At 60.6% G+C, this 23,993-nt stretch carries 25 protein-coding genes; 15 read left to right on the top strand and 10 right to left on the bottom strand.

The features are described 5' to 3' along the window. Positions 1–61: 61 nt before the first annotated feature. The 4 genes from G9C82_RS15900 (at position 62) to G9C82_RS15885 (ending at position 3,828) form a co-directional block, all read left to right on the top strand. Positions 62–853 carry an aldo/keto reductase gene (locus G9C82_RS15900; RefSeq protein WP_127014670.1) on the top strand — a complete coding sequence of 264 codons (792 nt, stop codon included), beginning with the start codon at positions 62–64 and terminating at the stop codon, positions 851–853. Between the two features lie 145 nt (positions 854–998). Next, the gene (locus tag G9C82_RS15895) at positions 999–1,994 is read left to right on the top strand and encodes a DMT family transporter (RefSeq protein WP_004965387.1); all 996 of its coding nucleotides are present in this window, start codon (positions 999–1,001) and stop codon (positions 1,992–1,994) included. 114 nt (positions 1,995–2,108) lie between these two features. Further along, complete coding sequence (locus G9C82_RS15890; RefSeq protein WP_127014651.1) at positions 2,109–2,855, top strand: NAD(P)-binding oxidoreductase; 747 nt, start codon at positions 2,109–2,111, stop codon at positions 2,853–2,855. A gap of 49 nt (positions 2,856–2,904) precedes the next feature. Continuing rightward, positions 2,905–3,828, top strand: coding sequence for an LLM class oxidoreductase (locus G9C82_RS15885; protein ID WP_127014650.1), 924 nt, complete (start codon positions 2,905–2,907; stop codon positions 3,826–3,828). Positions 3,829–3,870: 42 nt separating this feature from the next. Here G9C82_RS15885 and G9C82_RS15880 read toward each other — a convergent pair whose 3' ends face one another. Then, positions 3,871–4,473 carry a bifunctional 2-polyprenyl-6-hydroxyphenol methylase/3-demethylubiquinol 3-O-methyltransferase UbiG gene (locus G9C82_RS15880; protein ID WP_049938589.1) on the bottom strand — a complete coding sequence of 201 codons (603 nt, stop codon included), beginning with the start codon at positions 4,471–4,473 and terminating at the stop codon, positions 3,871–3,873. Between the two features lie 134 nt (positions 4,474–4,607). Here G9C82_RS15880 and G9C82_RS15875 point away from each other — a divergent pair, with 134 nt between their 5' ends. Continuing rightward, the gene (locus G9C82_RS15875; RefSeq protein ID WP_127014649.1) at positions 4,608–5,453 is read left to right on the top strand and encodes a DUF726 domain-containing protein; all 846 of its coding nucleotides are present in this window, start codon (positions 4,608–4,610) and stop codon (positions 5,451–5,453) included. A 107-nt stretch (positions 5,454–5,560) separates the two neighbouring features. Next, a complete protein-coding gene (locus G9C82_RS15870) occupies positions 5,561–5,806 on the top strand; it encodes a hypothetical protein (protein WP_011222700.1) in 246 nt (81 codons plus the stop codon). A gap of 114 nt (positions 5,807–5,920) precedes the next feature. On the opposite strand, the gene G9C82_RS15865 is transcribed toward G9C82_RS15870, so the two are convergent. Continuing rightward, positions 5,921–6,559 carry a DUF3267 domain-containing protein gene (locus tag G9C82_RS15865; protein ID WP_127014648.1) on the bottom strand — a complete coding sequence of 213 codons (639 nt, stop codon included), beginning with the start codon at positions 6,557–6,559 and terminating at the stop codon, positions 5,921–5,923. A gap of 192 nt (positions 6,560–6,751) precedes the next feature. On the opposite strand from G9C82_RS15865, the gene G9C82_RS15860 reads away from it, so the two are divergent. The 3 genes from G9C82_RS15860 (at position 6,752) to G9C82_RS15850 (ending at position 10,793) form a co-directional block, all read left to right on the top strand. Continuing rightward, entirely contained in the window at positions 6,752–7,462 is a 711-nt protein-coding gene (locus G9C82_RS15860; RefSeq protein WP_007190584.1) for a metallophosphoesterase family protein, read from the top strand. 4 nt (positions 7,463–7,466) lie between these two features. Continuing rightward, positions 7,467–9,980, top strand: coding sequence for a polyphosphate kinase 1 (gene ppk1, locus G9C82_RS15855; protein WP_127014647.1), 2,514 nt, complete (start codon positions 7,467–7,469; stop codon positions 9,978–9,980). Between the two features lie 141 nt (positions 9,981–10,121). Further along, on the top strand, positions 10,122–10,793 hold the full coding sequence (locus G9C82_RS15850; RefSeq protein WP_004966019.1) for an AIM24 family protein: 672 nt from the start codon (positions 10,122–10,124) through the stop codon (positions 10,791–10,793). An 11-nt stretch (positions 10,794–10,804) separates the two neighbouring features. On the opposite strand, the gene G9C82_RS15845 is transcribed toward G9C82_RS15850, so the two are convergent. The 3 genes from G9C82_RS15845 to G9C82_RS15835 all read right to left on the bottom strand — a co-directional run bounded on the left by G9C82_RS15845 (position 10,805) and on the right by G9C82_RS15835 (position 13,618). Further along, complete coding sequence (locus G9C82_RS15845) at positions 10,805–11,473, bottom strand: class I SAM-dependent methyltransferase (protein ID WP_206508217.1); 669 nt, start codon at positions 11,471–11,473, stop codon at positions 10,805–10,807. A gap of 76 nt (positions 11,474–11,549) precedes the next feature. Next, positions 11,550–13,019 (bottom strand): MATE family efflux transporter, encoded by a 1,470-nt coding sequence (locus tag G9C82_RS15840; protein ID WP_127014646.1) that lies wholly within the window; start codon positions 13,017–13,019, stop codon positions 11,550–11,552. Further along, complete coding sequence (locus G9C82_RS15835; protein ID WP_127014645.1) at positions 13,019–13,618, bottom strand: TetR/AcrR family transcriptional regulator; 600 nt, start codon at positions 13,616–13,618, stop codon at positions 13,019–13,021. Before G9C82_RS15835 ends, G9C82_RS15840 begins: the two co-directional genes overlap by 1 nt. Before the next feature lie 178 nt (positions 13,619–13,796). Here G9C82_RS15835 and G9C82_RS15830 point away from each other — a divergent pair, with 178 nt between their 5' ends. Next, entirely contained in the window at positions 13,797–14,387 is a 591-nt protein-coding gene (locus tag G9C82_RS15830) for a TetR family transcriptional regulator C-terminal domain-containing protein (protein ID WP_004966015.1), read from the top strand. Between the two features lie 85 nt (positions 14,388–14,472). On the opposite strand, the gene G9C82_RS15825 is transcribed toward G9C82_RS15830, so the two are convergent. After that, positions 14,473–14,679: a hypothetical protein gene (locus G9C82_RS15825; RefSeq protein WP_127014644.1), complete on the bottom strand. Its 207-nt coding sequence runs from the start codon at positions 14,677–14,679 to the stop codon at positions 14,473–14,475. Positions 14,680–14,789: 110 nt separating this feature from the next. Continuing rightward, positions 14,790–15,068 (bottom strand): PRC-barrel domain-containing protein, encoded by a 279-nt coding sequence (locus tag G9C82_RS15820; protein ID WP_004966013.1) that lies wholly within the window; start codon positions 15,066–15,068, stop codon positions 14,790–14,792. Positions 15,069–15,417: 349 nt separating this feature from the next. Here G9C82_RS15820 and G9C82_RS15815 point away from each other — a divergent pair, with 349 nt between their 5' ends. Continuing rightward, a complete protein-coding gene (locus G9C82_RS15815) occupies positions 15,418–16,776 on the top strand; it encodes a BGTF surface domain-containing protein (protein ID WP_004966012.1) in 1,359 nt (452 codons plus the stop codon). 194 nt (positions 16,777–16,970) lie between these two features. On the opposite strand, the gene G9C82_RS15810 is transcribed toward G9C82_RS15815, so the two are convergent. Both G9C82_RS15810 and G9C82_RS21095 read right to left on the bottom strand, forming a co-directional pair. Beyond that, positions 16,971–17,582, bottom strand: coding sequence for a helix-turn-helix domain-containing protein (locus G9C82_RS15810; protein WP_127014643.1), 612 nt, complete (start codon positions 17,580–17,582; stop codon positions 16,971–16,973). A 64-nt stretch (positions 17,583–17,646) separates the two neighbouring features. Continuing rightward, positions 17,647–18,069, bottom strand: coding sequence for a S8 family serine peptidase (locus G9C82_RS21095; protein WP_394343586.1), 423 nt, complete (start codon positions 18,067–18,069; stop codon positions 17,647–17,649). A gap of 1,428 nt (positions 18,070–19,497) precedes the next feature. Here G9C82_RS21095 and G9C82_RS15800 point away from each other — a divergent pair. The 3 genes from G9C82_RS15800 to G9C82_RS15790 all read left to right on the top strand — a co-directional run bounded on the left by G9C82_RS15800 (position 19,498) and on the right by G9C82_RS15790 (position 21,897). Then, positions 19,498–20,349: a type II CAAX prenyl endopeptidase Rce1 family protein gene (locus G9C82_RS15800; protein ID WP_127014641.1), complete on the top strand. Its 852-nt coding sequence runs from the start codon at positions 19,498–19,500 to the stop codon at positions 20,347–20,349. 165 nt (positions 20,350–20,514) lie between these two features. Next, positions 20,515–21,672: a glutathione-independent formaldehyde dehydrogenase gene (locus G9C82_RS15795; RefSeq protein WP_007190574.1), complete on the top strand. Its 1,158-nt coding sequence runs from the start codon at positions 20,515–20,517 to the stop codon at positions 21,670–21,672. Positions 21,673–21,735: 63 nt separating this feature from the next. Further along, positions 21,736–21,897 carry a hypothetical protein gene (locus G9C82_RS15790; RefSeq protein ID WP_004966007.1) on the top strand — a complete coding sequence of 54 codons (162 nt, stop codon included), beginning with the start codon at positions 21,736–21,738 and terminating at the stop codon, positions 21,895–21,897. A 1-nt stretch (position 21,898) separates the two neighbouring features. Here the strand turns inward: G9C82_RS15790 and G9C82_RS15785 are convergent, their stop codons facing one another. Beyond that, a complete protein-coding gene (locus tag G9C82_RS15785) occupies positions 21,899–23,017 on the bottom strand; it encodes a GTP-binding protein (protein ID WP_206508216.1) in 1,119 nt (372 codons plus the stop codon). 130 nt (positions 23,018–23,147) lie between these two features. Between G9C82_RS15785 and G9C82_RS15780 the strand changes: the two genes are divergently transcribed. Further along, positions 23,148–23,879 carry a creatininase family protein gene (locus G9C82_RS15780; RefSeq protein ID WP_127014640.1) on the top strand — a complete coding sequence of 244 codons (732 nt, stop codon included), beginning with the start codon at positions 23,148–23,150 and terminating at the stop codon, positions 23,877–23,879. The last annotated feature ends 114 nt before the right edge of the window (positions 23,880–23,993 follow it).

The following is a 23,993-nucleotide window of genomic DNA, read 5'->3' as shown; positions in this document are numbered from 1 at the left end:
TCAGTACTCAATAATGACTCAGCAACAGTCCCCGACAGATGGAGGTCCACGAGCGAGCGGCATGCCGATGCTCGGCCTCGGTACCTGGCAGAATGAAGACGCAGAACAGTGTGCCGAGAGCGTTCGGACGGCGCTGGAGGCCGGCTACCGACATATTGACACCGCACAGGCATACGACAATGAAAGCGCAGTCGGCGACGGTATCGCTGCCGCTGACGTGGACCGCGACGATATTTTCCTGGCGACGAAGGTCTGGATATCGAATCTCTCGCACGACGACGTGATCAAGACGACCGAGGAGAGCCTCGACAAACTCGGCGTCGATTCGGTGGACCTGCTGTACGTTCACTGGGCGGCGGGCGAGTATGAGCCTGAAGAGACGCTTCCTGCGTTCGACGAACTCGTCGACCGCGGCCTTATCGACAACGTCGGCGTCTCGAACTTCGAACCGCACCACGTCGAAACGGCGATGGACGTGCTCGATGCTCCGGTGTTCGCAAATCAGGTCGAGACGCACCCGTTCCTCCAGCAGTCGGAACTCCGTGAGCACGCGGCCGAACAGGACTACGAACTGGTCGCGTACTCGCCGCTGGCCCGCGGTGAAGTGTTCGGTCACGATGTCATCGAAGCCATCGCCGACGACCACGACGCCAGCGAAGCGCAGGTCAGCCTCGCGTGGCTCCGTGAGAAGGGTGTGACGGCGATTCCGAAGGCTACGAGTGAAGCCCACATTACGGACAATCTGGCGAGCCTTGACCTGTCGCTGACGGACGCCGACATCGACCGTATCGACAATATCGATACTGTCGACCGACGTGTCGACCCGGATTTCGGGCCGGCCGCGTGGGACTAAGTCGGCGTCGGAGTTTCTCGGTCGAGTTTGCTAATCGGCTGTCGGTCCGTGACACCACGTCTCCCACAGCCCTCTTCACATTTCGACCCCTTGAATTGGTAATGAGATATTTTTGTTCTGACGGGTGGTCCAACTGACCTGGCCTATGCTGCGGTCCGCGGTCACTGAGCGTCCCTCAGTCCCGGCTCGCTACCGCGATAGCGCACTGTTTGTCCTGCTCGCCGTGTTGTTTGGTGGCTCGTTCGTCGCAATCAAAACCGGGCTTCGTGAGCTGCCACCGGTGCTGTTTGCTGGCCTTCGGTTCGACTTGGCGGCGGTGACGTTGCTTGGCTACATCGTCTTTACCCGGCCCAGGTCGACGTGGCTACCCCGGACTCGCGGCGACTTCGTGGGTATCGGGATGGCGGCGCTGTTCCTGATCGCGCTCAACAACGGCCTGTTGTTCCTTGGCCAGGGCGCGACAACGCCCGCAGCGGCGTCCGTGATGTACGGTCTGAACCCGATACTCGCCCCCGTCTTCGCCTGGTGGCTGCTGGGCGACCGACTCTCGTGGCTCGGCGCGCTCGGTATCGGTGTCGCGCTGAGCGGCGTTATCCTCATCGTACAGCCGTCGCCGTCGACGTTCACCGACGCGAGCGCTATCGGGCAACTGCTCGTCCTCGGGGCGGCCGCGGCCGTTGCGCTGGGAAGCGTGCTGCTCCAGCGTGTCGGTCCGCAGATGGACAGTACTCCGCTGACTGCGTGGGCGATGGCCGTCGGCGCGGTGCTCCTCCACGTCGCAAGCCTGCTGGTCGGGGAGCCACCCACGGCCGTCATCGGCATCGGCCCGGAGACGATTGCGAGCATCGTGGCTGTGGGCATTCCCTCGACGGCAGTCGCCTACGCCATCTACTTCGGCCTCATCAATCGCATCGGCCCGGTTCGTGCGAACCTGGTCGCCTATGTCGTGCCGATATTCGCCGCGCTCATGGGCTGGGTCCTGCTCGGCTCGTCGGTGTCACTGTGGACGCTTGTCGGCTTCCTCGTCGTCGTTGCGGGCTTTGCCCTCATCGAGCGCGTGACGATCCGGATGGAGCTTCGCCGGCTCTACCGCCGGTTCGAAGACACGTCGCCGAAGCAGACGCCGCCGTGTGACGACTGAACGCCTCGGTAACTACAACCGCGGCGGACGCGTTACGTTCTGTGACCGTCTCAGTGGTTTCCTGCCGGTGACACAGGCCAAGCCAATCATGTACCGGCAGCTCCTAGCTACGGTATGGACCCTTCTGACGTGGAAACTGTGTTCGTCGCCGGAGCCAGCGGTGGGACTGGGCGAGCGACGCTCCGACTGCTCAGTTCGCGTGTGCCGACGGTCCGGGCATTGACCAGCACCTCGGCAAAAACAGACGACCTGCAGGCGGCCGGCGCTGACGAGGTTGTCGTCGACGACTTGCTGCATCCGATTGCGCTGACCGATTCGCTGTCGGATGTCGATGTCGTCCTGAGCGCCGTCGGGTCGGACATCACGGATGTCTGGTCACAAGATGAGTACGTCGACGGTGCGGGAACGACCAATCTACTCGATGCGGCTGTCGACGCCGGCGTGGAGGCGTTCGTCATGGAATCCGCCATCGGCGTCGGCGACGAACCGGCCAGTCCGCTCGCGGCGGCCTTCGATGTTGCCATCCAGCCGATACAGCGCGCCAAAGCAACGGCCGAGGCCGCAATCCGTGAGGCGCCGGTTCGACACACAATTCTCCGTCCTGGCGTCCTCACGAACGGGCCCCGAACTGACACCGTCTCCGTTGCCGAACCCGGCGCGAAGCTCTGGGGAAGCGTTTCGCGGGCCGACGTAGCCCGACTGATGATTGCTGCGCCTGTCACACCGGCGGCGGAAGACCGGACGCTGGAAGTCGTTGCGAAGCCGTCGTTCCCAGACCGCGCGCTACATATCGATTGGCAGCTTCCCGGAAGCAGGCATGCGGGAACCGTGACGGTCGATACCACAGACGGCGGCCCGTAGCGGGCAAGCCACCCGTGTGCAAATACGGCTCCAGCGTGAAAGGTCCCTGATGACTGCTGTGGACCACGCGAACGCCGGGTATCGGCGACTGTACGAGCAGGAGGGGCTCTCGTTTGGGCTCGGATTTCCGCTCACAGACGAAACGGAGTCGACGCCGGATATCGACGCAGAACTCCGGCTGGCAAGCCACGCCGAAGCAGTCGGGTTCGACGCGCTCTGGGCGCGAGACGTGCCGACGTACTGGCCGCGGTTCGGGGACGCCGGCGGGGCCTTCGACCCGTGGTCACTGCTGTCCCACGTCGCCGCTCACACCGAGTCAGTGGCGCTCGGCACATCGAGCATTGTTCTCCCGCTGCGCCACCCGCTCCACGTGGCAAAGTCGGCCGCGTCTGTCGACCGGCTCTCCGACGGCCGTCTCGTGCTTGGGGTTGCCTCGGGCGACCGCGACCCGGAGTATCCGGCGTTCGGTGTTGACCCCGAAAACCGGGGCCAACTGGTGCGTGAAAGCGTCGACACACTCCGTGCACTCTGGCGAGAGGAGTACCCGACGCTCGAGGGTTCCTGGGGCCAGATTGACGGCGAACTGGATGTCCTCCCGAAGCCGACGACAGACACGCTTCCGCTGTTTCCGACCGGGAACGCCAGACAATCGACGGAGTGGATCGCCGAGAACGGCGACGGCTGGATATTCTACCACCTTCCCGAATCGACGCTTGAGTCGTATCTCGACACGTGGCGCGGTCACGCGCCACAGAAGCCGTTCACGATTGCCCTGCAGGTCGCGTTCGCCGATGACCCGACGGCCGAGCCCGAACCGCTTCACCTGGGCTATCGGGCCGGCGTCGAGTGGTTCCGAGAGTATTTCCGACGGCTCGACGACTACGGCCTTGACCATGTTATAGTTGGGCTTCGTGCTGCGGAGCCAGCGGCGGCGATGACGACGTTCGCCAGCGAAGTCATCGAGGAACTGTGACTCCAGCCGTCGATGGCCGTCTATGTTGATCTCGCGGCGCGGTCACTCTGAGATATCTGGATACGACTGTCGACCGCCCTGTGTCTTTCTGGCGACCAATTGAGCGGTGGCGGCGGTCGTCCCGTCCGTCGTCGTGGTTCGCTCGTCGTAGTGTAGCACGGTCAGCCCGAGTCCCGCCCTGAGCAGTTCGTTCGAGGCGAACCGGTATCGGTCTCCCGAGGGGCCGCCGTCCACGTCGTCGGTCGTCCGGAGGTGGTGCTGAATGAACAGACAGCCGCCGTCGGCCAGCGCCTCAATGATATCGGGGAGGCGGTCGACGGGCCGATAGAAGCTAATCGTAATGACATCGTACGTCGACGCCGGGTACGCGAACGATTCGAGATCTGCCTGTAGCCACTCGATATCGCCTTCGACGCCTGCCGCGCGTGCGTTTTCACGGGCAATCTGAAGCCCCGCACGCGACTGGTCGACCGCATCGACGCGGTACCCGGCCGCTGCGACCGGCAGTGCGTTGCGCCCGGTCCCAGTTGCGATGTCAAGCGCCCGACCCGGTGGAAAGGTCGGCAGGTATCGTTCTAACACTGGATGTGGGTCCGGACGTTGCGGGTACGTCCCCGTTCGGTATCGCTCGTCCCAGGTCGTCATGGCTCCGGTAACCACCCGCCAAGACATGAAGCCTGTGGGCTGTGCCACAGCGCTTGCGTTGCGTTCCGTTTCCGGGCGCGACAATCTCAACTGACTTATCTGCACACCTGTGACCTATCCACAGGCTACCAGCTATGGACAACCAAACCGGTGTGACCAGACGGCGACTGCTTCTCGGTCTCGGAAGCGGACTCGGTCTGCTTGGGAGTGGCGGTGCCTACGTGTACTGGTCGCTGCAGGGCGACTCCGGCGAGTATACTGCGCCGAACTCACAGCCAGTCGTCACTACGCGCGGACTTCTCGACTCAGCCGAGGAACCGGCTGCTGAGACCGAGGGCGCGTGGTCGTTCGACGACGCGTCGGAGGTGTTCCTGTTCGTCCACGGATTCAGTACCGACGCTGAGACGGCGCGAGATAATGCCTACACAGCGCAGCTAGCGCTCGGAGAGTACACATCCGCACCGGTTGTCGCATACAGTTGGGATTCCGACGTCGAATGGGAGCAGGCCAAGGGCAACGCTGTGGCGAACCGTACTCTCCTCGCCCAGTGGCTGATGGAGTGGGCCGAAACCGACGGGCGACCCGTCCACGTGCTCGCCCATTCGCTTGGCGCGCGGGTGACCGGCGAGACGCTTCGCGTGCTTGCCGAGCAAGGAGCGACAGACGTGCTTGCTTCGGTGTCACTACTCGGCGGCGCTATTCCCTACGATAGCGTGGTGCAAGGTGGCCGTTACGGCGACGCTATCGAGGCTGTTGACGCTCCGGTGTCGAACTTCTACAGCCAGAATGACAAGGTCCTCTCGTGGGTGTACCGAGCGTCGGACCGGACACACGCCGTCGGCCACGCTGGAACGCGTGACGCTGGGCCGCTTCCCGACGGCTACCAAGACGTGAATGTCACTGACCTCGTTGCCGACCACTACTCGTACTTCGAACCGGGTGAGGGCTGTCTGGCGCGTGTCGTTGCTGAAATCGAGTGATGTGGCTCTGCCTTCACTGCTGCTAATAGAACTATATGCGGCGGAAGTGTTATCTCACCTATGGGAACTACTGTCAGACCAACGGCTGCTACGCGCCGGAGTGGAACATGAGCCTCTTTACTGCTGTTGTCGTTTTCGTGGTGGGGCTGCTCTCAGGCATCGTTGTCCGGTGGGTCGCTGGACTTGCTGCCGTTCTTGCGCTCGTTCTGGTGCTGTTGGGTGTCACCACGCCGGATATCGGTCTGGTAAACTTCGTGGTCGAACAGTACTACCAGGGTAACGAACTACTGTTTCTCGCCGGACTGCTGTTCGGGCTGGACGCCGAACACACCAGAGATGCCGTCGAGGGGTGACTTACAATCATCGAACTCGCTGAGCCTGTTGGACTGGCGTTTCGGGGGAAGTGTCCACCAATGACGAGCGTTTGAGTGCGCTGTCACAGCGTTGCTGTTCGAAATAAACCGTGGTTACGCTTCAGGACAGAAAATATACGAATGGCGGATATCGCTGTCATACGTGAGTGACCCCGCGGGCGTTCTGAGTAGCGTTGCAACTGAGTAGAGGTCGCCGGCCGCTCCCGCTGTATTGAACAGCAGGGCGAGGAAGGCTGCGAACGCGAGAAGCGGGAGTGGAACGAACAACACGGGGAGAAGCAACGCGTCGAGTACAACGAGCGGCGCGATGCCGACGATAATATTGTGAGTCCGCTCCTGAAACTGATGAAACGCTGCCACATAAAACGCGCCGAGCTGTGGGGCCACGCCGTAGGAAACATCGTAGCCGAACCATCGATAGGCGAGCCCGTGAACTAGTTCATGAAGCACAGTAGCTGCGACAATCGTGCCGATGCATGTGACCGCGACCAGCCCAGACGCGAGCGTGAACGTGATGCCTGTGGCGGTTTCGTCGACCGAAAAAACGGCGTCGAGCGCGGTTCCCTGGGCGTACCAGAGTATGCCGCCGAACACCACCGCAGCGACCGGTACCAGCACACTCACGAGACCGAGTATCACCAGCGGCGGGTATCGAAACGGCCGGGGTGACTGATAGCCCGCCGGCGTTGCAGGGCGCAACGTGTCGGCGGGAGTGTAATCGCTTGTCGGCATACCCGTGATTCAGCCGGAGGACTGAAAAATCAGGATGTCACTTCCGCCCTGTTGTAACTGAGAAGCAACCAGTCACCGCCGGTTGGTTCGACAGCAGGCGGCGAGCATATATTCGCTCTCATACAGCTATATAGAACTCATATAAAGCACCTATACCAGATTCACCGATGTTTCACAAACGACCTTACATAGATGGCTTCACCACCGACGTTTCATCCGGACCTCGGCGCACCACACCAGCGAATCCGCGGTCACAGATGGGAGGAAATCTACGTTGTCGGCGACGTCCACGGGTGTCGTCCGACCCTCGAACGCCTCCTGAACCGGTTAGACCCCACCCCGGACGAACTCGTGGTCTTCGTTGGTGACCTCGTCCGAAAAGGTCCGGACAGCGCTGGTGTCGTCGACATGGTCCGGCACACGCCGAACTTCCTCACCGTCCGTGGCAACAACGAGCAGAAACTCATCGACGGCCGCAAATCGATTCCGTCGTTGACCGACGACGACCTCTCGTGGATGGCGTCGCTCCCGGTGGCAATCTCGTGGGACGATTCGTTGGTCGTCCACGGTGGCGTCGACCACCGCAAGTCAATCGCGGAGCACGAACTGACTGAACTGCTGAACATGCGCTCACTTGTTCCGGACGGAAGCTACGACCGCCCGTACTGGTTCGAAACGCGCCGTGCTGACCCTCGCGTCTTCTTCGGTCACACGGTGCTTTCCGAGCCATTCGAGACACCTACTGCGGTTGGTCTAGACACCGGGTGCGTCTACGGCGGGCAGTTGACGGCGTACCAGTGCTCGACGCAGGAGTTCGTCACGGTGGACCCGGAGACGACCCACGAAGCTCGGTCGTCCGATAGCATCGTCGACCCGGAGCGTGCCCCGCCGACATCAACGTAAGCCGATGGACCACGATTCAGAACCCGCCATCCCCGCGTACGAGCCAGCGGATGTCGACCTGACCGACTCGTCGCTGTATCTCAACCGTGAATTGAGTGCGCTCGCGTTCCAGCGGCGCGTGCTCCACGAGGCGCTGGACGAACGGAATCCGCTGTTGGAACGGGTCCGGTTCCTCGCTATCGTCACTCGCAATCTCGACGAATTCACGATGAAACGCATCGGCGGCCTCAAACAGCAGATAGAAGCCGACGTGACCGAAACGGCCCCAGACGGTCGAACGCCCGAGGAGCAGTTGGCGGCGGTCCACGAGACCCTGCGGCCGATGCTAGCGACGCAGGCCCGCTGTTACCGCGACGCGATTCGCCCCGCGCTTGCTGCGGAAGGTATCGAGATTCTCGACTACGACGACGCTGCTGCCGCGGAACAGTCTGAACTGCGAACCTACTTTGAGGAGTCTGTGTTGCCGACCCTGACACCGCTTTCGTTCGACCCGGCACATCCGTTCCCGTTTATTTCTAATCGGTCGCTCTCGCTCGCTGTTCTCACCCGGCATCCGAACGCCGAGGACCCGACGTTCACCCGAATCAAGATTCCGCCGAACAGGCCGCGGTTGGTCCAACTCGGGGACGATACTCGATACGTACTGCTTGAGGAGGTCATCCGTGCGAACCTTGATCTACTGTTACCGAACGTCGAAATCGTCGACACGGCCCTGTTCCGACTGACCCGCAACGCGGAGGTCCGACGTAATCAGGAGATTGCCGAGGACCTCATTGACATGGTCGAAGACGTCCTCGAACAGCGGCGATTCGCGTCGGTCGTCAGAATGGAACTCTCTCCCGACGCCGACTCCCGTATTCGCTCGACGCTCGCGACACAGCTCGGTCTCGACGAGCGCGAGATATACGACCTCCCGGGTCCGCTGGATTACCGGGATTTCGCGGAGTTGACCGACCTTGACCGACCGGACCTCTCGCTGGACGAGTGGACGCCACAGCCACACCCCCGTCTCAACGGTCACCGACAGCAGTCGTTCGGGAGGCCGGATACGACGGACCCGAGTGTCTTCCGGCGCATTCAGGACGGAGACATCTTGCTGCATCACCCGTACCACGACTTCACGGACACCGTCCAGCGGTTTCTCTCAGCAGCAGCCGAAGACCCGGACGTTCTGGCGGTGAAAGCGGCTATCTACCGGACTGCAAGCGACTCACAGATCATCCAGTCGCTGATAACGGCCGCTGAAAACGGGAAACAGGTGGCGGTGATGGTCGAACTGAAGGCCCGCTTCGACGAGCAGAACAACCTCGAATGGGTTCGCAAACTGGAGGAAAACGGTATCCACGTCGCCTACGGAACGGTGGGGCTGAAGACCCATACGAAGACGGCGCTGGTCGTTCGGGAGGAAGACGACGGCGTCGAACTGTACTCCCACATCGGTACGGGGAACTATCACTCCGAGACGGCGAAGGGATACGTCGACCTCGGACTGTTGACCGCCGACCGTGACATCGGCCGCGACCTGACCAAGGTGTTCAATTTCTTCACCGGGCCGTCGCTGGACGAGGAGTTCCGCGAACTCCTCATCGCACCGGTGACCATGCGCAAGGAGTTCACCCGGTGCATCCGTCGGGAAGCACAGCACGCACAGGCTGGTCGGCCTGCCCGTATTGTCGCAAAAATCAACGGACTCGAAGACCCCGGTATCGTCGCCGAACTGTACCGCGCATCGATGGCAGGCGTCGACATCGACCTCATCGTCCGCGATATCTGCCGCCTCCGACCCGGACTGGAAGGCATCAGCGAAAACATCTCGGTGTACTCGCTCGTCGGCCGCTTTCTAGAGCATTCCCGTATCTTCTACTTCGAGAACGGCGCACGGGGCGACCCCGCTACCGAAGACGACTGGGGCGACCCCGAGTACTACATCGGTAGCGCCGACTGGATGACCCGCAACCTTGATTACCGGGTCGAAGCAGTCACACCCGTGACAAGCCCCAAAATCCAGCGCCAACTCCGTTTCACCCTCGACCTCCTCCTCTCGGACAACCGCAAGCTCTGGGAGATGGACAGCGACGGCGAGTACCACCAGCGGTATCCGGACGACGGCGAGCGCGTGATCAGCGCACAGGACATCCTGATGCGAGAAGCGCTAAAAGCCGGTCGCTCTGAGAACCTCATTACAGGTATCCCCGGTGACTATCCGATAGCCGGTGACCTCTGTATCACAGGTGATGGCACTGAACAGCCAACTGAGACAGGTGCCGAGTCGAAACCACTGACTGAATCCGAGGGTGAGTGTACGGCTTCTGATGCCGATACAACTGACGAACCTTTTGAAGTCACGGACGGTGGAAACCCTGAGGAAGCACTGGCCACATACAGCGACCGGTGGTACGTCCCGGACAGCGTCGTGTACAACTACGCTGTTCGAACACCCGATGGAGAGCGGCGCTACCTCAAAACCAAAGCTGGCGTCACTGATCTCCTCGAGCAACTGTATAGCGATACGGAATAGCTATTCGGCTATACTATTTCTCAGTTTCTTTTCGGCTCAGTAACTGCGTTGTCCCCTCAATGTGTGACACCTTCACACAAAATGTGTTTTAATCCTTCACGAGGCCTATGAGCATGGCCTATCGAGTGTTCCGATGTAACTATGGACTTACAGGAATTCGTCCGCTCCAACGCCCCCGCAGATGGTGGCGATGGGTTCCAGAAAGAGAACAACAGGCTACTTGACATCCCACTCGATGGGACTGTGATGGTCAAAGCCGGGTCGATGGTCGCGTACACCGGCGAGGTCACGTTCACTGGCAAATCCTCGGCGGAAGGCGGTATCACGGGCTTCGTCAAGGAAGCCGTGAGCGGCGAAGGGACGCCAGTCATGGAGGCCGAAGGGAGTGGCCACCTCTACGTGGCCGAGAACGGCAAGAAGGTACAGGTGCTGGCCCTTGATGACGGAGAATCGATATCGGTCAACGGCACTGACGTGCTCGCGTTCGAATCAACTATCGACTACGAAATCAACACTGTCGGCAGTCTCTCTGGCATGGCTGCCGGCGGCCTGACGAACGTCTACCTCACCGGCCCCGGCGAAGTCGCGCTGACGACACACGGCGACCCGCTGGTGATGACGCCGCCGGTGTTCACCGACCCGGACGCGACCGTTGCGTGGAGTTCGAACCTCTCGCCGTCTATCGAGATGAACAAGACCTTCGAAATCGGCCAGACCTCTGGGGAATCGATCCAGATGGAGTTTACCGGTGACGACGGCTTTGTCGTCATCCAGCCAAACGAGGAAGGGTCTGTCACGCAGAGCCAGAGCTAATCGCCGCCGAGTTACCGCGTCGAAGACACCGAGCGCTTGCGGAGCCGTCCCCGAACGAACGGCCGGATTGGCGTTATGCCCAGATTGAGTCGCTCGATTTCGACGACATCGAACGACTGGTCAGCGACGAGCCGTGTCCCCGTCTGTCGGGTCAGATGGCACCCGCCGGCGAGTCGTTTCCAGAGCGGTGCGAGCGCCGACTGTAGCCGGGCGCGCCAGCCGTCGTCGATGACGTGCTCGAAGAAACGCAGTTCGCCGCCGGGTTTGAGGACGCGGGTGATTTCACTTATCGCGGATTCAATGTCCCGAATCGTACAGAACACCATCGACGTGATGACGACGTCGAAGGTGTCCTCGTCGTACGGGAGGGCTTCGGCCGGTGACGACTCGATATGAATCGGCGTGGCCTGCGTGTTCGCCTGCTCCGCTGCCTGCCGCCGCATATGCGGGTCCGGCTCGATAGCGTGAAACTCCGTCGAGGCGGTCGCAACGCTCTCGAAATACGGAAACATCGCGCCGGTTCCAGCGCCGAGATCCAGCACCGTTCCATCCAGATTCGCTACCAGATACTCACGATGTGGTCGCAAGAGCGTCCGCTCGATGAGCGCCGTTGCTGGGTCGTAGACCGCCGCAAATAACGGTGCTGAAGGTTCCTGACTGGGGTTCGGTTCAGGGGACACGTCAGTAGTACCGATGGCTCCCCTGAAAGCATTGGGTCACCTGAAGGGTGTCACACGCGCTCGTCACTCATTGCTGTCAGTCCCCGTCTGCCGACATCTCGATGCCTGCCTCGTCAATGTCGACTTTGGTTTCGGTGAGGTCGCTGTCTCGCCACGTCCCGCGTCGATACCAGCCGTACGCGATAATCGCTCCCGCGACATTTGAGACGGCGAACGATATCCAGATTCCGGTTTCGCCGAACGGCACAGCGGCGAACCACGCAATCGGGAAGCGGATAACGCCGAGCATCAACACCGATATCGCTGCGGCGGTGAGCGTCTTTCCGGCACCACGGAAGCTCCCGGTGTAGGCCCGCATGATGCCGATGAATCCGAAGGAAAGCGCGACGTAGCGGAGGAACTGCGTCGTGATTTCGACGACTTCGGGGTCCGTCGTGAACAGGTCGGCTATCGGTGCGGCGGTGAACCAGACGAGCACGCCAGCCAGGGAGAGCACGCCGAACAGCACCGTCGCCGCGAGGCCGGCCGCTTTCGCTGCCCGGTCCGGCTTGTCGGCCCCCATGTTCTGGCCGGTCATCGTCTCAACGCCACGCGCAACTGCGATGGCCGGCAGGAAGACGACCGAGAACACGCGCGTCCCGATGCCGTAGGCGGCGACGACCGTATCTGGGAACATTGCAACGATGACCAGTAGCAGGTTCATCGACAGCGCACGGCCCGTCCCTTCGATGGAGGCAGGCAGGCCGATGCGAACGAGACGGCGGAGATACGACAGGTCTGGGGCCATATCGCGGAGGTGAATCTGGACGCCGCGGTTCCCTCGGAACATAATTGCCAGCCCGACGACCAGCGCCAGCGCCCGCGAAAAGACGGTCGCAATGGCAGCCCCTTCGATGCCGAGTTCGGGGAACGAGATGGTCCCGACGAGCGGTGCGTTCTCGACGACCGTCCAGCCGAAGATCAGGAACGGGTCGATGATGATGTTGAGGACGACCGAGCCGAACATGACGAGCATCGGCGTTATCGTGTCACCGTAGCCCCGCATCAGCGCGACAAAGACGAAGAAGCCGAACATGAACAACAGACCCAGCGAAATGACTTCCATGTAGCTGGTCGCCATGGGAAGGACGTCTTCGGACGCGCCCATCAGGCTGAGAAACGTATCGACGCCGAGATAGCCCACGATGCCGAGACCAAACGAGACGATGACGGCGAACGTTACCGTCTGGGACGCAGCGTACTCGGCTTCGCGCTCCTCGCCTGCGCCAGTAAACTGTGCGACGAGGACGCTGCCGGCGACGGATATCCCCATCCCGAGCGAGATAAGGAGGAACACCATCGGGAACGCGAAACTGATCGCCGCCAGCGCGTCCGTGCTGTACTGGCCGAGCCAGAACGTGTCCGCGAGGTTGTACGCAGTCTGGAAGAGATTCGTGATGACAATCGGCATCGAGAGGAAAAACAGCGGCTTCCCGATGCCACCCGACGTGAGGTCGAATTCCTCTGGGCCTTTGAACAGCGAACGAACGCGACTCCCAATCCCCATCAGCGGGTCGCCTCCGCTGGTGCGTCCGCAAAGAGGTGTGTCTCAGCGTATCGCGTAATCGTCTCGTTGAATCGGTCTATCGAACGGTCTGTGGCGACGTGCCGGGTATGAGCACCTGTAATCGTCGTCACGAGGAACTCCGCTGCAACACTCGGCTCGACTGTGTCATCGAATTCACCGGTTTCGACGCCGGCTACGATGATTTCCCGCAACTGGTCAAAGAGCACGGCATCGAACTTGGCCAGTTGTGTCCGGAAGGCGTCGTTGTACGGGGCCTGTGCCTTTATTTCGAGTAGTGCTGTTCTGAACTCTTGACCGGGTATCGTTCGCCCGTCAATGAGAACCGTGTCTAACAGCGAAGTGAGTTCTTCTCGCGGCGTATTCCCGTCGACCGCCGATATCTTTGCAGTGTATCGTTCGTACAAGAAGTCCAGAAACTGCGTAAAGAGGTTCTCTTTGCTGTCGTAATAGTAGTGAATCGACGCTTTGCTCCGGTCCGCCTCGGCAGCGATGTCTTTGACCGTGAGTGCGGCGTACCCGTGCTGGCAGAGGGCGCGGTACGTCGCCGCAAGAATTTCGGTAGCTGTATCGTCATCCATAACGGCTGTGACAAAACTTACTAACTGGTTAGTCAAAAACGCTTTGAACCCCACAAAGTTAATTATAAACGATATATAGGCCGAATCAAGCACCGAAAGACTAACTAACCAATAATCTGACTGAGCAATAGTACCGGGGTCACAACCGTTATCCAACCATGGTCGAAACCGTTACGCAATGGCTGGACCATCGGACCGCACCTTCTCGGACCAGACCGAGGAGATAATGCAGGCGACCTACCGGGCGTTGCGCGAGCACGGGTACGCTGACCTCACGATACAACGGATCGCGGACGAGTACGGCAAATCGACGGCTGCAGTGCACTACTACTACGACACGAAAGACGACCTTCTTGCGGCCTTTCTCGATTATTTGTTGGAGCGGTTCGTCGATTCGATTCACGATGTCGAGACAACGGACCCTGAAGCACGGCTGAACCTCCTGCTTGACGAACTGCTTGTCAAACCGCAGGAAAACCCCGACCTCTCGGTCGCTCTGCTAGAGATGCGGAGTCAAGCCCCGTACAAGGAGGCGTTCAGCGACCGGTTCCGACAGAACGACGAGTACGTTCGGTATATGCTCAAGGCAGTCATCAACCATGGGATCGACGAGGGCGTATTTACTGACGTCGACGCGGAGCACGTTACCCGTTCGCTGCTGACGATCATCGACGGTGCCCGGACTCGAGCCGTGATGCTAGACGACACTGAGGAACTCGAAACGGCCCGACAGACGGCAAGTGAGTACGCCGACGCGATGTTACAGTAGTAGCCCACCGGCCAGCCGCCCTGTAGCTGTCCCACAGCGTCCCGACTGTTGTTAGCTGGAACCCTCGGTCACACCGCGAATAATCTCACGACCAGAGGGCAATCAGCGCGATAACGACTGGAACACCTGTGAGTACAACAATAACGAACTTCCCGAATACCATCCACATCCCGGCAATATGGATACCGGCAATTAAGAGGTTGAACAGGAACAGTACGATATCACCTGCGCCGCTGTTCTGGAGGGGAGCAGCTAGCACTGCGAGCGAGACTATCTCAGTGTCTAGCTGCATACTCTCAAAAAACGACGACATATTGTCACGACGGTACCGAACTCTGCTGCTGCAAACGCACAGCTAGCAGTTACACCCGTTTCGGCCCGTTTGAACAGCCGACGGGTTGCCTACGAGTCCACAGCATCGCCGCCTGCAACACTCTGTTCTGCAGGCGGCTGAATGGTCAGGTGGTCCCGCATCGATTCGATGAGGGACGCCGGCAATCGAATATCGCCGTCGGAATCCCGTTCAACGCCAAATATCTCTTGAATGTCGCTGTTGATGACAATCGTCTGGAGTTCTCCCGTAGTTGTATTGATCGTAATGTTTTGTAGTGTGCCGACTTCGCGGCCATCGGTACTCACGACCCGGACGTTGGAGAGCTGGTTTGCGAGGACCGTTCGCATACTAGTTAATCATACCGAAATTATCATAAAATTACTGCATTTCTCACAACTCTCTGCGCCCTCTTCCCTCTTACTGCAAGATCATTGCCTACGTGGATGCCACGAATACTGTCGCCACTGAACCATCGTCACAGATATTACCGTTTATATCGCAGCGAATTCGCCGCCTCACCGATCAGATCAGCATTACCGAGTTCAACGCGGTTTTAACCTATCGCTGGTGCTTTTTCAGTCCCGGTGTAACCGCTACCCGTATGCCAGCGAATGGCCCTCCACTTGCGATGCGGTACTGTTGGCAGCATCGCTCTCAAACGCACGCACAGTCGCTCGCACCACGGGAGGTGGTTCTGTGAGCGTCCGGTCGGTGGCGCTAGCCGCGGTGCTTATCGCCGCGGCAGCGACGGGTCCGGGGCTTGCTGCCGCGGAGCAGCAGGCCACGGTCTCAGAGGATAGCTTCCCGCTGCACGCTGACGAACAACAGGTGGTCACTGGGGAGACCACACTGGAACCCGGGACAGAGATGACGGTCAGAATCAAGTCAGCCAACGCGTCGAACCCGTTCCTTTCTCAAAGGCAGGTCAGAGTGCAACCCAATGGAACGTTCGTCGCCCAGTTCGATATGTCGCACATGCCAGCGAACATATCCTACGAACTGTCCGCTCATGTCGACGGCGACACGCTGTTTGAACGTACTGAGACCATCGCCCCGTGTGACGGCGACTGTACTGATACGGTACCGGAGACAGCGACCCCGAAGCAGACTGACGACGGCGAAAACACTGTCACGGTCTCCCAGGGCGACACCGCCGAAATACCGGTCTCTATGACTGACGGAGGGACCAAAACGCTCTCTGTTGGAAGCGAGGCGACCAACTACCGGATCAACGCGACCGTCAGTGACGACGACAGCGACGGCGAGGTGCTGGTCCTCTTTGACACTGCGGTTGCCGGCACTGAGGGGGCGACGCTTCGCGTGGCAGACGATGGTGACTCGCTGACCGTGACCGAGTCGGAGCCGGACCTCCCGTCGACCCTTGACCCCGCCGCGTACCCGTACCGCGTGTTCGATGGGCAGTCGACTGACGGGACACCGACTGTCGGCCGGCTTATCATCGAAGCTAATGGGACAGCAAACGAGCAGTTCGAGGTCGAAGAATCGGCCGACTTCGGGCTGGAAGAACCAGTCGTCAAAGGGCGGCAAGGAGAGACTGCTCGAATCCATGTCGTCCTTGCGACCGCTGACGCGGCCACCATCTCTATCGGGAGCCCGGAAATCAACTACGAGATCAATGCGACCGTCCGTGACGGGAACGGCGATGCCCGTGTCGCTCTCCTGTTTGACACCACGGCGGCCGGCCACGACGAACCGACCCTCGAAACCGCTGCGGATGCCGATGCCGTGGCGGTTGAATCCGGCTCGGAGGTCGCCCTCGATTCGCAACTTGACGCGGGCACCTACGACTTGTCGCTGTACCGTGGGACTGAGATGGATGGCCGGCCCGACACGGTCGGCACGTTGCTCATCACAGATGGGAACACCACATCTACAGACGCGTCTTCCGACGGCGTCGATTCAGTTACCGGCGAAACATCGGCTCCACAGCAGTCACAGGCTGGTGACTTGGGGATCAGTGCTGGTGCTCTCGCTGTCGGCGGCATCCTCGCTATCGTTGGCGTGGGGATCTGCCTTCGGTCCGTCATGAACTGATCCCAAGACAGTCGTCTCGAAACACGGTTTTTGAACCCATCTCGAAAGTTTCTAAAATGGCATCCACTGTCAGAGGCCTGCTCTCACTGGTGTACCCACGACCGCGGCCTCGGGGCTAGATCGGTGAGCCGTGCGTTTTTGCCCGGAAACCGGTCACGGTTGAACTGTCGTTCTTTGTACTGTCTCGCGGACAGTCACTCGCCAGTCAGTAGCGCAGCGAGACCGAGAACGGTGAGACAGAGACAGAAAAACAGCACGCCCGGCTCGACGACTTCGAAAACGAACCACGCGAGTGTACTGGTTCCACTGACCGGTCCTGCTTGCGGACTCGCTGGGGCTAGAACGCCACTACTCCCGGCTGAGTCCGCCAGCTTCTCCGCCCCCCACTGGACGAAGAGGCTCGCAAAACCGATCAGCCCCACGCCCGTGACAACATTCGCCATCGACTGCTGGATACGCGGTGCCAGGTCGCGGTCGCCGACTAGCACAATCGGGTCGCTGGCGGGACCGTACACGGTCATCTCGTTACCTTTCGAGGAGTACACCGTTTCGACCGGTTCGATGAGTTCCGCATCCTTGAGATTCGAGATGTGGTAGTGGACGTTCTGGACCGACGTGTCACACCGGTCCGCTATCTCCGACGGCGTTCCAGGCTCGTCGTACAGCGTGCGAAACAGCGACCTGCTGGTGTCTGAGGCGAGCGCATCGAGCACGTCGTCGGTTTCGTTCTCCGCAACACCGAGTACCCGCGGTGATTCGTCTGCTGTCCCGGTCCGCTCCTGTATCGTTTCGATCGGGCTCGACATGGCGTCACTGTCGGATATATGATACGGGACTCATCAAAGGTCTGTGGCTGGCTTAAAACGAGTTTTAACCATCAGTACGGTTCTGTGCTGCCCGGGCCGCGCGGACCGGTTCGACCGCCCCGTGACCGGTCTCGTTGTCGAGTCCCGGCCGTCCCACGTCCCTCGCAGTCTGTTCCAGCAGGTGCTCGGTTTCGTGGGGGGACAGCGACTCGTTTGCGTCCAGCAGCAGGGCCGCGGTGCCACCGACGTAGGGGACTGCGGCCGAAGACCCGACGAAGCCGTCAGGTGCGGCGGCGGCGAACTGCCTGTCCGGAGCCACGATGTCGACGCCGACCCGGTTATCGACTGTCGGCCCACGCGAACTGAACGGTTCGAGCTGGTCGACACGGCTGTTGTACGCCCCGACAGTAATCACTTTACGGGCCGTCCCCGGAGCGACGATGCTGTTTCGAGCCGCCGTGTGCTGGAGGTCGTGCGTCGGAGACACGAGCCGTAACCGTGCGCCAGTCGGCGACGCTGGCCCGCGAATCACGAGATAGTAGTCGCCTGGCTTGACGTCGGCAACGATACGCTCGTTTGGCACGTCGTCGCCGCGGTAGGGCTGTGAGCGAGCGACGAGGCGGGAGTCGGTTCCATTTGTCCAGTGCAGTTCGACTGTGTACTGCTCGTCTGCGTATGCTCGTTCCCATGAGAGCCAGACCGTGATTTCGGTCCCACCTCTGATGTAATTCTGCCTGCTCCCGTTGGTAAACGCGACTGTCCGATCCTGGACGGTATCAGTGGTGTACTGCCCTGACCAGTGGGATTGTGCGAGATTACCAGTTGGGGCGATGAACACTGACCCACGCTCTGTCGCCTGTGTTGCGCTGCGGGCGACTGGCCCGGTTCCATCGCCTGGCTGCCCGTAGAAGGAAACGGGTGCGACGATCACGTCGATATCCTCTCGGACCAGCCAGTCGACTGCCTGTTGATAACTGTCGATGCTGTCAACCCGGGCGAGATACAGGTCAGCATCCGGTGCGGTCCGTGACACGACGGCGGCCGTTGCAGTCCCGTGAGCCTCGTGGGTATTGTGCACGGAACCAACCCCGAAGCTCCGTGTTTTGACGACTTGGCCGGCAATCGTTTTCGATTCCGTGTCGAATCCGGTCGGATCGACAATGCCGACCGTGACGTTCGAACCTGTGACTCCGGCCGCGTGGAGCCGTGCGAATCGGCCAGCTGCTCCGTCTGACACCGATACTGACGCGTCATCGGCCCTGTCCGGGCGGGAATCTGTCGGACCTGCCACCGCGAGCATCGCGATGCTTCCAGTGAGTGACGCGATCGCGATGACGGCTAGCAGCAATACAGTCCGATCACGCACCCCTGACCACCTGCCGCGATAATACCGCCGGTCCGGGGGGCGCGGGTCTTGCAGTGAACACTGGTTGGGTACCGAGATGCTTGGCTACTCGGTGAGACACATTGCAGAGCACGTCGGCTGTGAAAACCGATACACGCACATCGACATAACAACAGCATAGCCGGCGGACACGTCGTTTCATCGTTACTTTCGGTCTGTGTGGTGTGGGACCCAACTGTAGTGCCAACGCACTGTGAATTGAGCGGTCGACAACGGGGAAGGCGGGCTGTACCCGTTGTCGTGTGGACATCCGGGCTGGGATGGAGTCCGGTTCGTGGAAACCGGCGGCACACGGGGAGGGCGCTGGCAGCCGGGACCTGTTACAGGCGGTCACCGGCATTTGAATCGTTGGACGGGAGCATAGTAAAGCTACCAGAGACTAAAAACTAGTTTTAAACGTCAGGTCGCGTGGTTGGCCACAACCCACATATTGTGCACTCGTCGTCAACAGAGTTGCACCGGAGTGTGAGATGGAAGATAATTTTGGGTCGGCCATCGGATTCCGACTGGATGTTGCGCCCTGACATTGGCCTGCCGAGATTCAGCGGCGGGCCGCTGGTTCCCGTTGCAACGTACCTCCTGGTGATTGTGGTCCTCTCCGGACTGATGACCATCTCCCCCGGCGCATCGCCGCCACCCGTCCTGGGAATGATCTGGGGTGTCTTCCTCGTTGTACTCACGGCTGGTGCGCTCAGAATCGAGACCGTCTCACTGCGCTCGCTACTCCCGCCTGTTCGCACACTGGCTCCCGTGATTGAGGTGGTCACCGCGTTCTGGGGACTGTACAACCTTGTTGCGGTCGCCCTCGCCATGGGTGGCATCGCCGGGTTCGAAGTCTCGCTGTCGAGAACCGCTGCCCACCCGCTGTTGTATCTCGCGGCACTTTTCAGTTCGCTGCTGTTCACTGCCATCCCGGAAGAACTTCTCTTCCGTACGTACCTGCAACAGAAAGTCACGAGGCTGGCCGGTGGGACAACTCGGCGGGCGGTGCTGTCTGGCATCGCTCTCGTTGCGGTCCTGTTCGCCCTCTTTCACCTGCCGCGGTGGTTTCTCGCTTCAGGGCACGGCGTTAGCTCCGCACTTGCGGCCAGACTCTTCGGATTGACGCTTATGGGGCTCGCTTACGGGAGCGTCTATGCGCTGACTGGCAACCTCTGGCTCGTCGCCCTGTTCCATGCATCAATGAATCATCCGCCGGTCATCGTATCGGTGAGCATCCCGTCCGAGCTACATCTGGTGGTCAGTGTGCTCGAATACACTGTCATGGTTTCGCTGGTCTACCTGACTGTCCGTCTGTCAGGGCACGACGGCTCACCCCTTACCGGGTCACGGCGGGAGATATCTGCCTCGACCGAGAAGTAGGATGTGTCGGGAGTTCCGGACTTGCTGCGTACGTTCTTCCCGTCTGCAGGTGCGGAGCAGCCCCAGACTGCTCTGCCAGTAGCTGTCTCTAGGTTGTTCATTATAGTTAATTAGTTATAAGTGACAGCTATTCTATGTGGTATATGGTTGTGTTAGACAATGTCAATGAACGCTGTTGTGTATAAGGGACCGAAAGAAGTGGCTGTCGAAGAAGTCGATGAACCAGAAATAGAGCACCCGAACGACGTACTTATCGACATCACGACGTCGTGCATCTGTGGGTCCGACCTCCATATGTACGAGGGGCGGACGGCAGCGGAACCCGGTATCGTGTTTGGACACGAGAACATGGGCATCGTCACCGAAGTCGGGGAGGCCGTCTCCTCGTTGGAGGAAGGCGACCGCGTCGTTGCGCCGTTCAACGTTGCCTGTGGCTTCTGTGAGAACTGCGAGGCTGGATACACCGGCTTCTGTACGAACGTCAATCCTGGCTTCGCCGGCGGAGCCTACGGGTACGTCGCCATGGGGCCATACAAGGGCGGGCAGGCCGAGAAGCTCCGTATTCCCTACGCAGACTTCAACGCGCTCAAACTCCCGGATGGGGATGAGCACGAGGACGCCTTTTCGCTGCTGGCGGACATCTTCCCGACAGGCTGGCACGGGACAGAACTCGCAAACCTCGAACCGGGCGACTCCGTCGCCATCTACGGGGCCGGTCCGGTCGGGCTGATGGCCGCTTACAGCGCGAAAATCAAGGGCGCAGCGGAGATTTACTCCGTAGACCGCGTTCCGAGCCGGCTCGAACTCGCGGAAGAACACTGCGACGCGACGCCAATCAACTTCGAGGACGGCAATCCGGTCGAGCAGATCAAAGCGCAACACGGTGGTGGCGTCGACAAGGGCGTAGACGCTGTCGGCTATCAGGCCATCGACCCGGATAAGGAAGCTGACGACGCGTACGACCCGGCGCGAGAGAACCCGGCCGTCGTCATCAACAACCTCATCCGAACGGTGAAACCGACCGGCGAACTGGGGATTCCAGGGCTCTACGTTCCAGAGGACCCGGGCGCGCCGGACGACATGGCCGCGCAGGGCCGCCTCGGTATCGACTTCGGACTGCTCTTCGAGAAGGGGCAGGCGCTCGGGACTGGCCAGTGTAACGTCAAGTCCTACAACCGGGAACTACGTGACCTGATTGTCGAGGGTCGCGCCGACCCAAGCTGGGTCGTCTCTCACCGGGTCGGGCTTGAAGAGGCTCCCGAGATGTACGAGGCCTTCGACAACAGAGAAGAAGGTGTCACCAAGGTCCTGCTGGAGCCCTGACACCAGAACACCAGCCCATTTTTCGGCGATAGCTATACATCCTGCTACCCGGTATGGACAGCTATGTGTCAGTACTGTAGCTACCGGTTCCACGACGGCTGGACGCAGCTACTGTCCTATGATGATGTCTATCAGGCCGCGATGGGCGGCGACTCCGAGTCCACCTACGGGTTCCACGAGTCGTGGGACGAACTCCGCGAGGAAGTGGGCTACGGCGCAACCTGACTCACCCTTCCCGCGGGAACGGGTCACTGGCAAACGTCTCCGTTCGCTCTTTGTCCGTAGTCAGACAGCCGTCAAGTTCAGCGATGAGTGTATCTCCGTCCATCTCCTGTCCAATAAAGACGAGCCGCGTGGACGGGTCGTCGTTGCCCCACTCCCCGATGGGTCCCGCCTGAACAGATGGGCCGGCCTGACTCACGCCCAGCACCGTCTCGGGCCTGCTGGCGACCCACGCAAACCCCTTCGCGCGGACGATAGCACCGTCCCAGTCGTCGAGCCAGTCATTGAACCGAACAGGGTGAAACGGCGTGTCTCGCCGATAGATGAGCGACTCGACGCCGTGTGCCGCTGCAGCCGACATCTCGTCGTCGTGTTCGTGGTCGGCATGGTCTTCTGCCCCGGCTAACGCCTGTTTCCAGCCCTGTCGTCGCTTGGCGTCCTCAAAATTAAAGCGTCCAGTCCCGAGTACGTCGCCAGGGTCGACTTCGCTGTACGTGGTTCGATGGATGGCTGCTCGAGGTTGGAGCGCCTTAACCGCGGCTTCTACGGCGTCCAGCGCGTCCGCGGGGACCATGTCACATTTGTTCAGGAGGAGTACGTCGCAGAACTCTATCTGGTCGACCAGGACCTCGGTGAGCGGGCGTTCGGGGTCGGGGGCGGCCTCCGGAAGCGATTCCTCGGGGTCGAACGCCTTCCAGAATCCGTAGGCGTCGACAACTGAAACCGTTGTATCTAGATGCAGTCCGTCGGGCGGGTCGCCCCCGTCCGGGCCGACTGTCAGCGTTCTGGCGATGGGAATCGGTTCGCTGATACCGGAGGCTTCGACGATGAGATAGTCAAACGTCCGCTCCTCGGCAAGTCGCGTCACCTCGGTGACGAGGTCGTCCTGCAGTCGGCAACAGATACACCCGTTCGAGAGGTCCACGACGCCCTCTTCTCCGGACTCTGCCTCGTCCGCAAGAAGCTCGGCGTCAACATTTATTTCCCCCATATCGTTGACGACGACGGCGATTCGCCTGCCTCCGGGCTCGCTTAACAACCTGTTTACCAGTGTTGTCTTCCCCGCGCCGAGTGGCCCACTGATGACCGTCATTGGAACCGAGTCCGAGCTATCGGTAGCCATGCTATCACAACACACGTGTCAACACGTATTAAAGCCGTGTCCGGGTGCCAACTGGAAACGCAAGCCAGCACTTTGACTGTCACACCCGCTGAGCGAATGGCTTTATTTCGCCCCGGCCAGAGATGCGACCATGGAACTGGAGACGGAGGCGTGGACTGATATGACCGAGGTCGAGACGGACCTTGCGCTGCTCCCCGTCGGAAGTACGGAACAACACGGGCCACACGCGCCGCTCGGAACGGATACACTCGACGCCGAAGTGGTCGCCGAACACGGTGCTGAGCGCCACGACGACCCCGTCGTCGTCGCACCGGCAGTCCCCGTCGGCGTCGCCGAGGAGCATCGGGCCTTTTCAGGGACGCTGTGGACCTCCGAATCGACGTTTCGGTCCTACGTCCGCGACATCGTCCGGAGCCTCGCCAGCCACGGCTGGGACCACGTGGTGCTGGTCAACGGCCACGGCGGCAACATCGACGCGTTGCGGGAAGTCGCGGGCACGATAACCCGCCACGACGAGGCCTTTGCTGTCCCATTCACCTGGTTCAACGCGGTCGGAGACCACAGTGCCGATATGGGCCACGGTGGGCCGCTGGAAACCTCGCTGCTCCAGCATACGAACCCAGAGATAGTCCACGAGGACCGGCTTGATGAGGCCGCAGACGGTGGCAGCGACGGCTGGGGAGAGTGGCAGAGCGGCGTCAACCTCGCGTTCGATTCCGACGAATTTACCCAGAACGGCGTCGTCGGCGACCCGCGCGAGGGGAGCGCCGAACGTGGGGAGATGCTACTGGACCTGGCAACCGAGTCGCTCGTCGACCTCCTCGATGAAATCGCGAATCGGCCGGTCGGACCGCGTGAGTAAGCGGTGAAGAAAAACGCAGATAGCTGCTATTGAAACCACGCTAGTTGGTTCCTCCTCAACATAGTTCACACCTACTCTCTTAGTAAGAAAAATTCGCTTGTGTAAATGCGGGCG

The organism is Haloarcula sp. R1-2 (assembly GCF_011627385.1).
Taxonomy (GTDB): Archaea; Halobacteriota; Halobacteria; order Halobacteriales; family Haloarculaceae; genus Haloarcula; species Haloarcula marismortui.
Note: the sequence above shows the minus strand (reverse complement) of the source record. Positions and strands in the feature narration are given on the sequence as shown.

Bases quoted from the DNA above. Each gene is read 5' to 3' on its own strand.
- G9C82_RS15900 (WP_127014670.1), top strand. From the start codon at position 62: ATGCCGATGCTCGGCCTCGGTACCTGGCAGAATGAAGACGCAGAACAG.
- G9C82_RS15895 (WP_004965387.1), top strand. From the start codon at position 999: ATGCTGCGGTCCGCGGTCACTGAGCGTCCCTCAGTCCCGGCTCGCTAC.
- G9C82_RS15890 (WP_127014651.1), top strand. From the start codon at position 2,109: ATGGACCCTTCTGACGTGGAAACTGTGTTCGTCGCCGGAGCCAGCGGT.
- G9C82_RS15885 (WP_127014650.1), top strand. From the start codon at position 2,905: ATGACTGCTGTGGACCACGCGAACGCCGGGTATCGGCGACTGTACGAG.
- G9C82_RS15880 (WP_049938589.1), bottom strand. From the start codon at position 4,473: ATGACGACCTGGGACGAGCGATACCGAACGGGGACGTACCCGCAACGT.
- G9C82_RS15875 (WP_127014649.1), top strand. From the start codon at position 4,608: ATGGACAACCAAACCGGTGTGACCAGACGGCGACTGCTTCTCGGTCTC.
- G9C82_RS15870 (WP_011222700.1), top strand. From the start codon at position 5,561: ATGAGCCTCTTTACTGCTGTTGTCGTTTTCGTGGTGGGGCTGCTCTCA.
- G9C82_RS15865 (WP_127014648.1), bottom strand. From the start codon at position 6,559: ATGCCGACAAGCGATTACACTCCCGCCGACACGTTGCGCCCTGCAACG.
- G9C82_RS15860 (WP_007190584.1), top strand. From the start codon at position 6,752: ATGGCTTCACCACCGACGTTTCATCCGGACCTCGGCGCACCACACCAG.
- ppk1 (WP_127014647.1), top strand. From the start codon at position 7,467: ATGGACCACGATTCAGAACCCGCCATCCCCGCGTACGAGCCAGCGGAT.
- G9C82_RS15850 (WP_004966019.1), top strand. From the start codon at position 10,122: ATGGACTTACAGGAATTCGTCCGCTCCAACGCCCCCGCAGATGGTGGC.
- G9C82_RS15840 (WP_127014646.1), bottom strand. From the start codon at position 13,019: ATGGGGATTGGGAGTCGCGTTCGTTCGCTGTTCAAAGGCCCAGAGGAA.
- G9C82_RS15835 (WP_127014645.1), bottom strand. From the start codon at position 13,618: ATGGATGACGATACAGCTACCGAAATTCTTGCGGCGACGTACCGCGCC.
- G9C82_RS15830 (WP_004966015.1), top strand. From the start codon at position 13,797: ATGGCTGGACCATCGGACCGCACCTTCTCGGACCAGACCGAGGAGATA.
- G9C82_RS15825 (WP_127014644.1), bottom strand. From the start codon at position 14,679: ATGCAGCTAGACACTGAGATAGTCTCGCTCGCAGTGCTAGCTGCTCCC.
- G9C82_RS15820 (WP_004966013.1), bottom strand. From the start codon at position 15,068: ATGCGAACGGTCCTCGCAAACCAGCTCTCCAACGTCCGGGTCGTGAGT.
- G9C82_RS15810 (WP_127014643.1), bottom strand. From the start codon at position 17,582: ATGTCGAGCCCGATCGAAACGATACAGGAGCGGACCGGGACAGCAGAC.
- G9C82_RS15800 (WP_127014641.1), top strand. From the start codon at position 19,498: ATGTTGCGCCCTGACATTGGCCTGCCGAGATTCAGCGGCGGGCCGCTG.
- G9C82_RS15795 (WP_007190574.1), top strand. From the start codon at position 20,515: ATGAACGCTGTTGTGTATAAGGGACCGAAAGAAGTGGCTGTCGAAGAA.
- G9C82_RS15790 (WP_004966007.1), top strand. From the start codon at position 21,736: ATGTGTCAGTACTGTAGCTACCGGTTCCACGACGGCTGGACGCAGCTA.
- G9C82_RS15785 (WP_206508216.1), bottom strand. From the start codon at position 23,017: ATGGCTACCGATAGCTCGGACTCGGTTCCAATGACGGTCATCAGTGGG.
- G9C82_RS15780 (WP_127014640.1), top strand. From the start codon at position 23,148: ATGGAACTGGAGACGGAGGCGTGGACTGATATGACCGAGGTCGAGACG.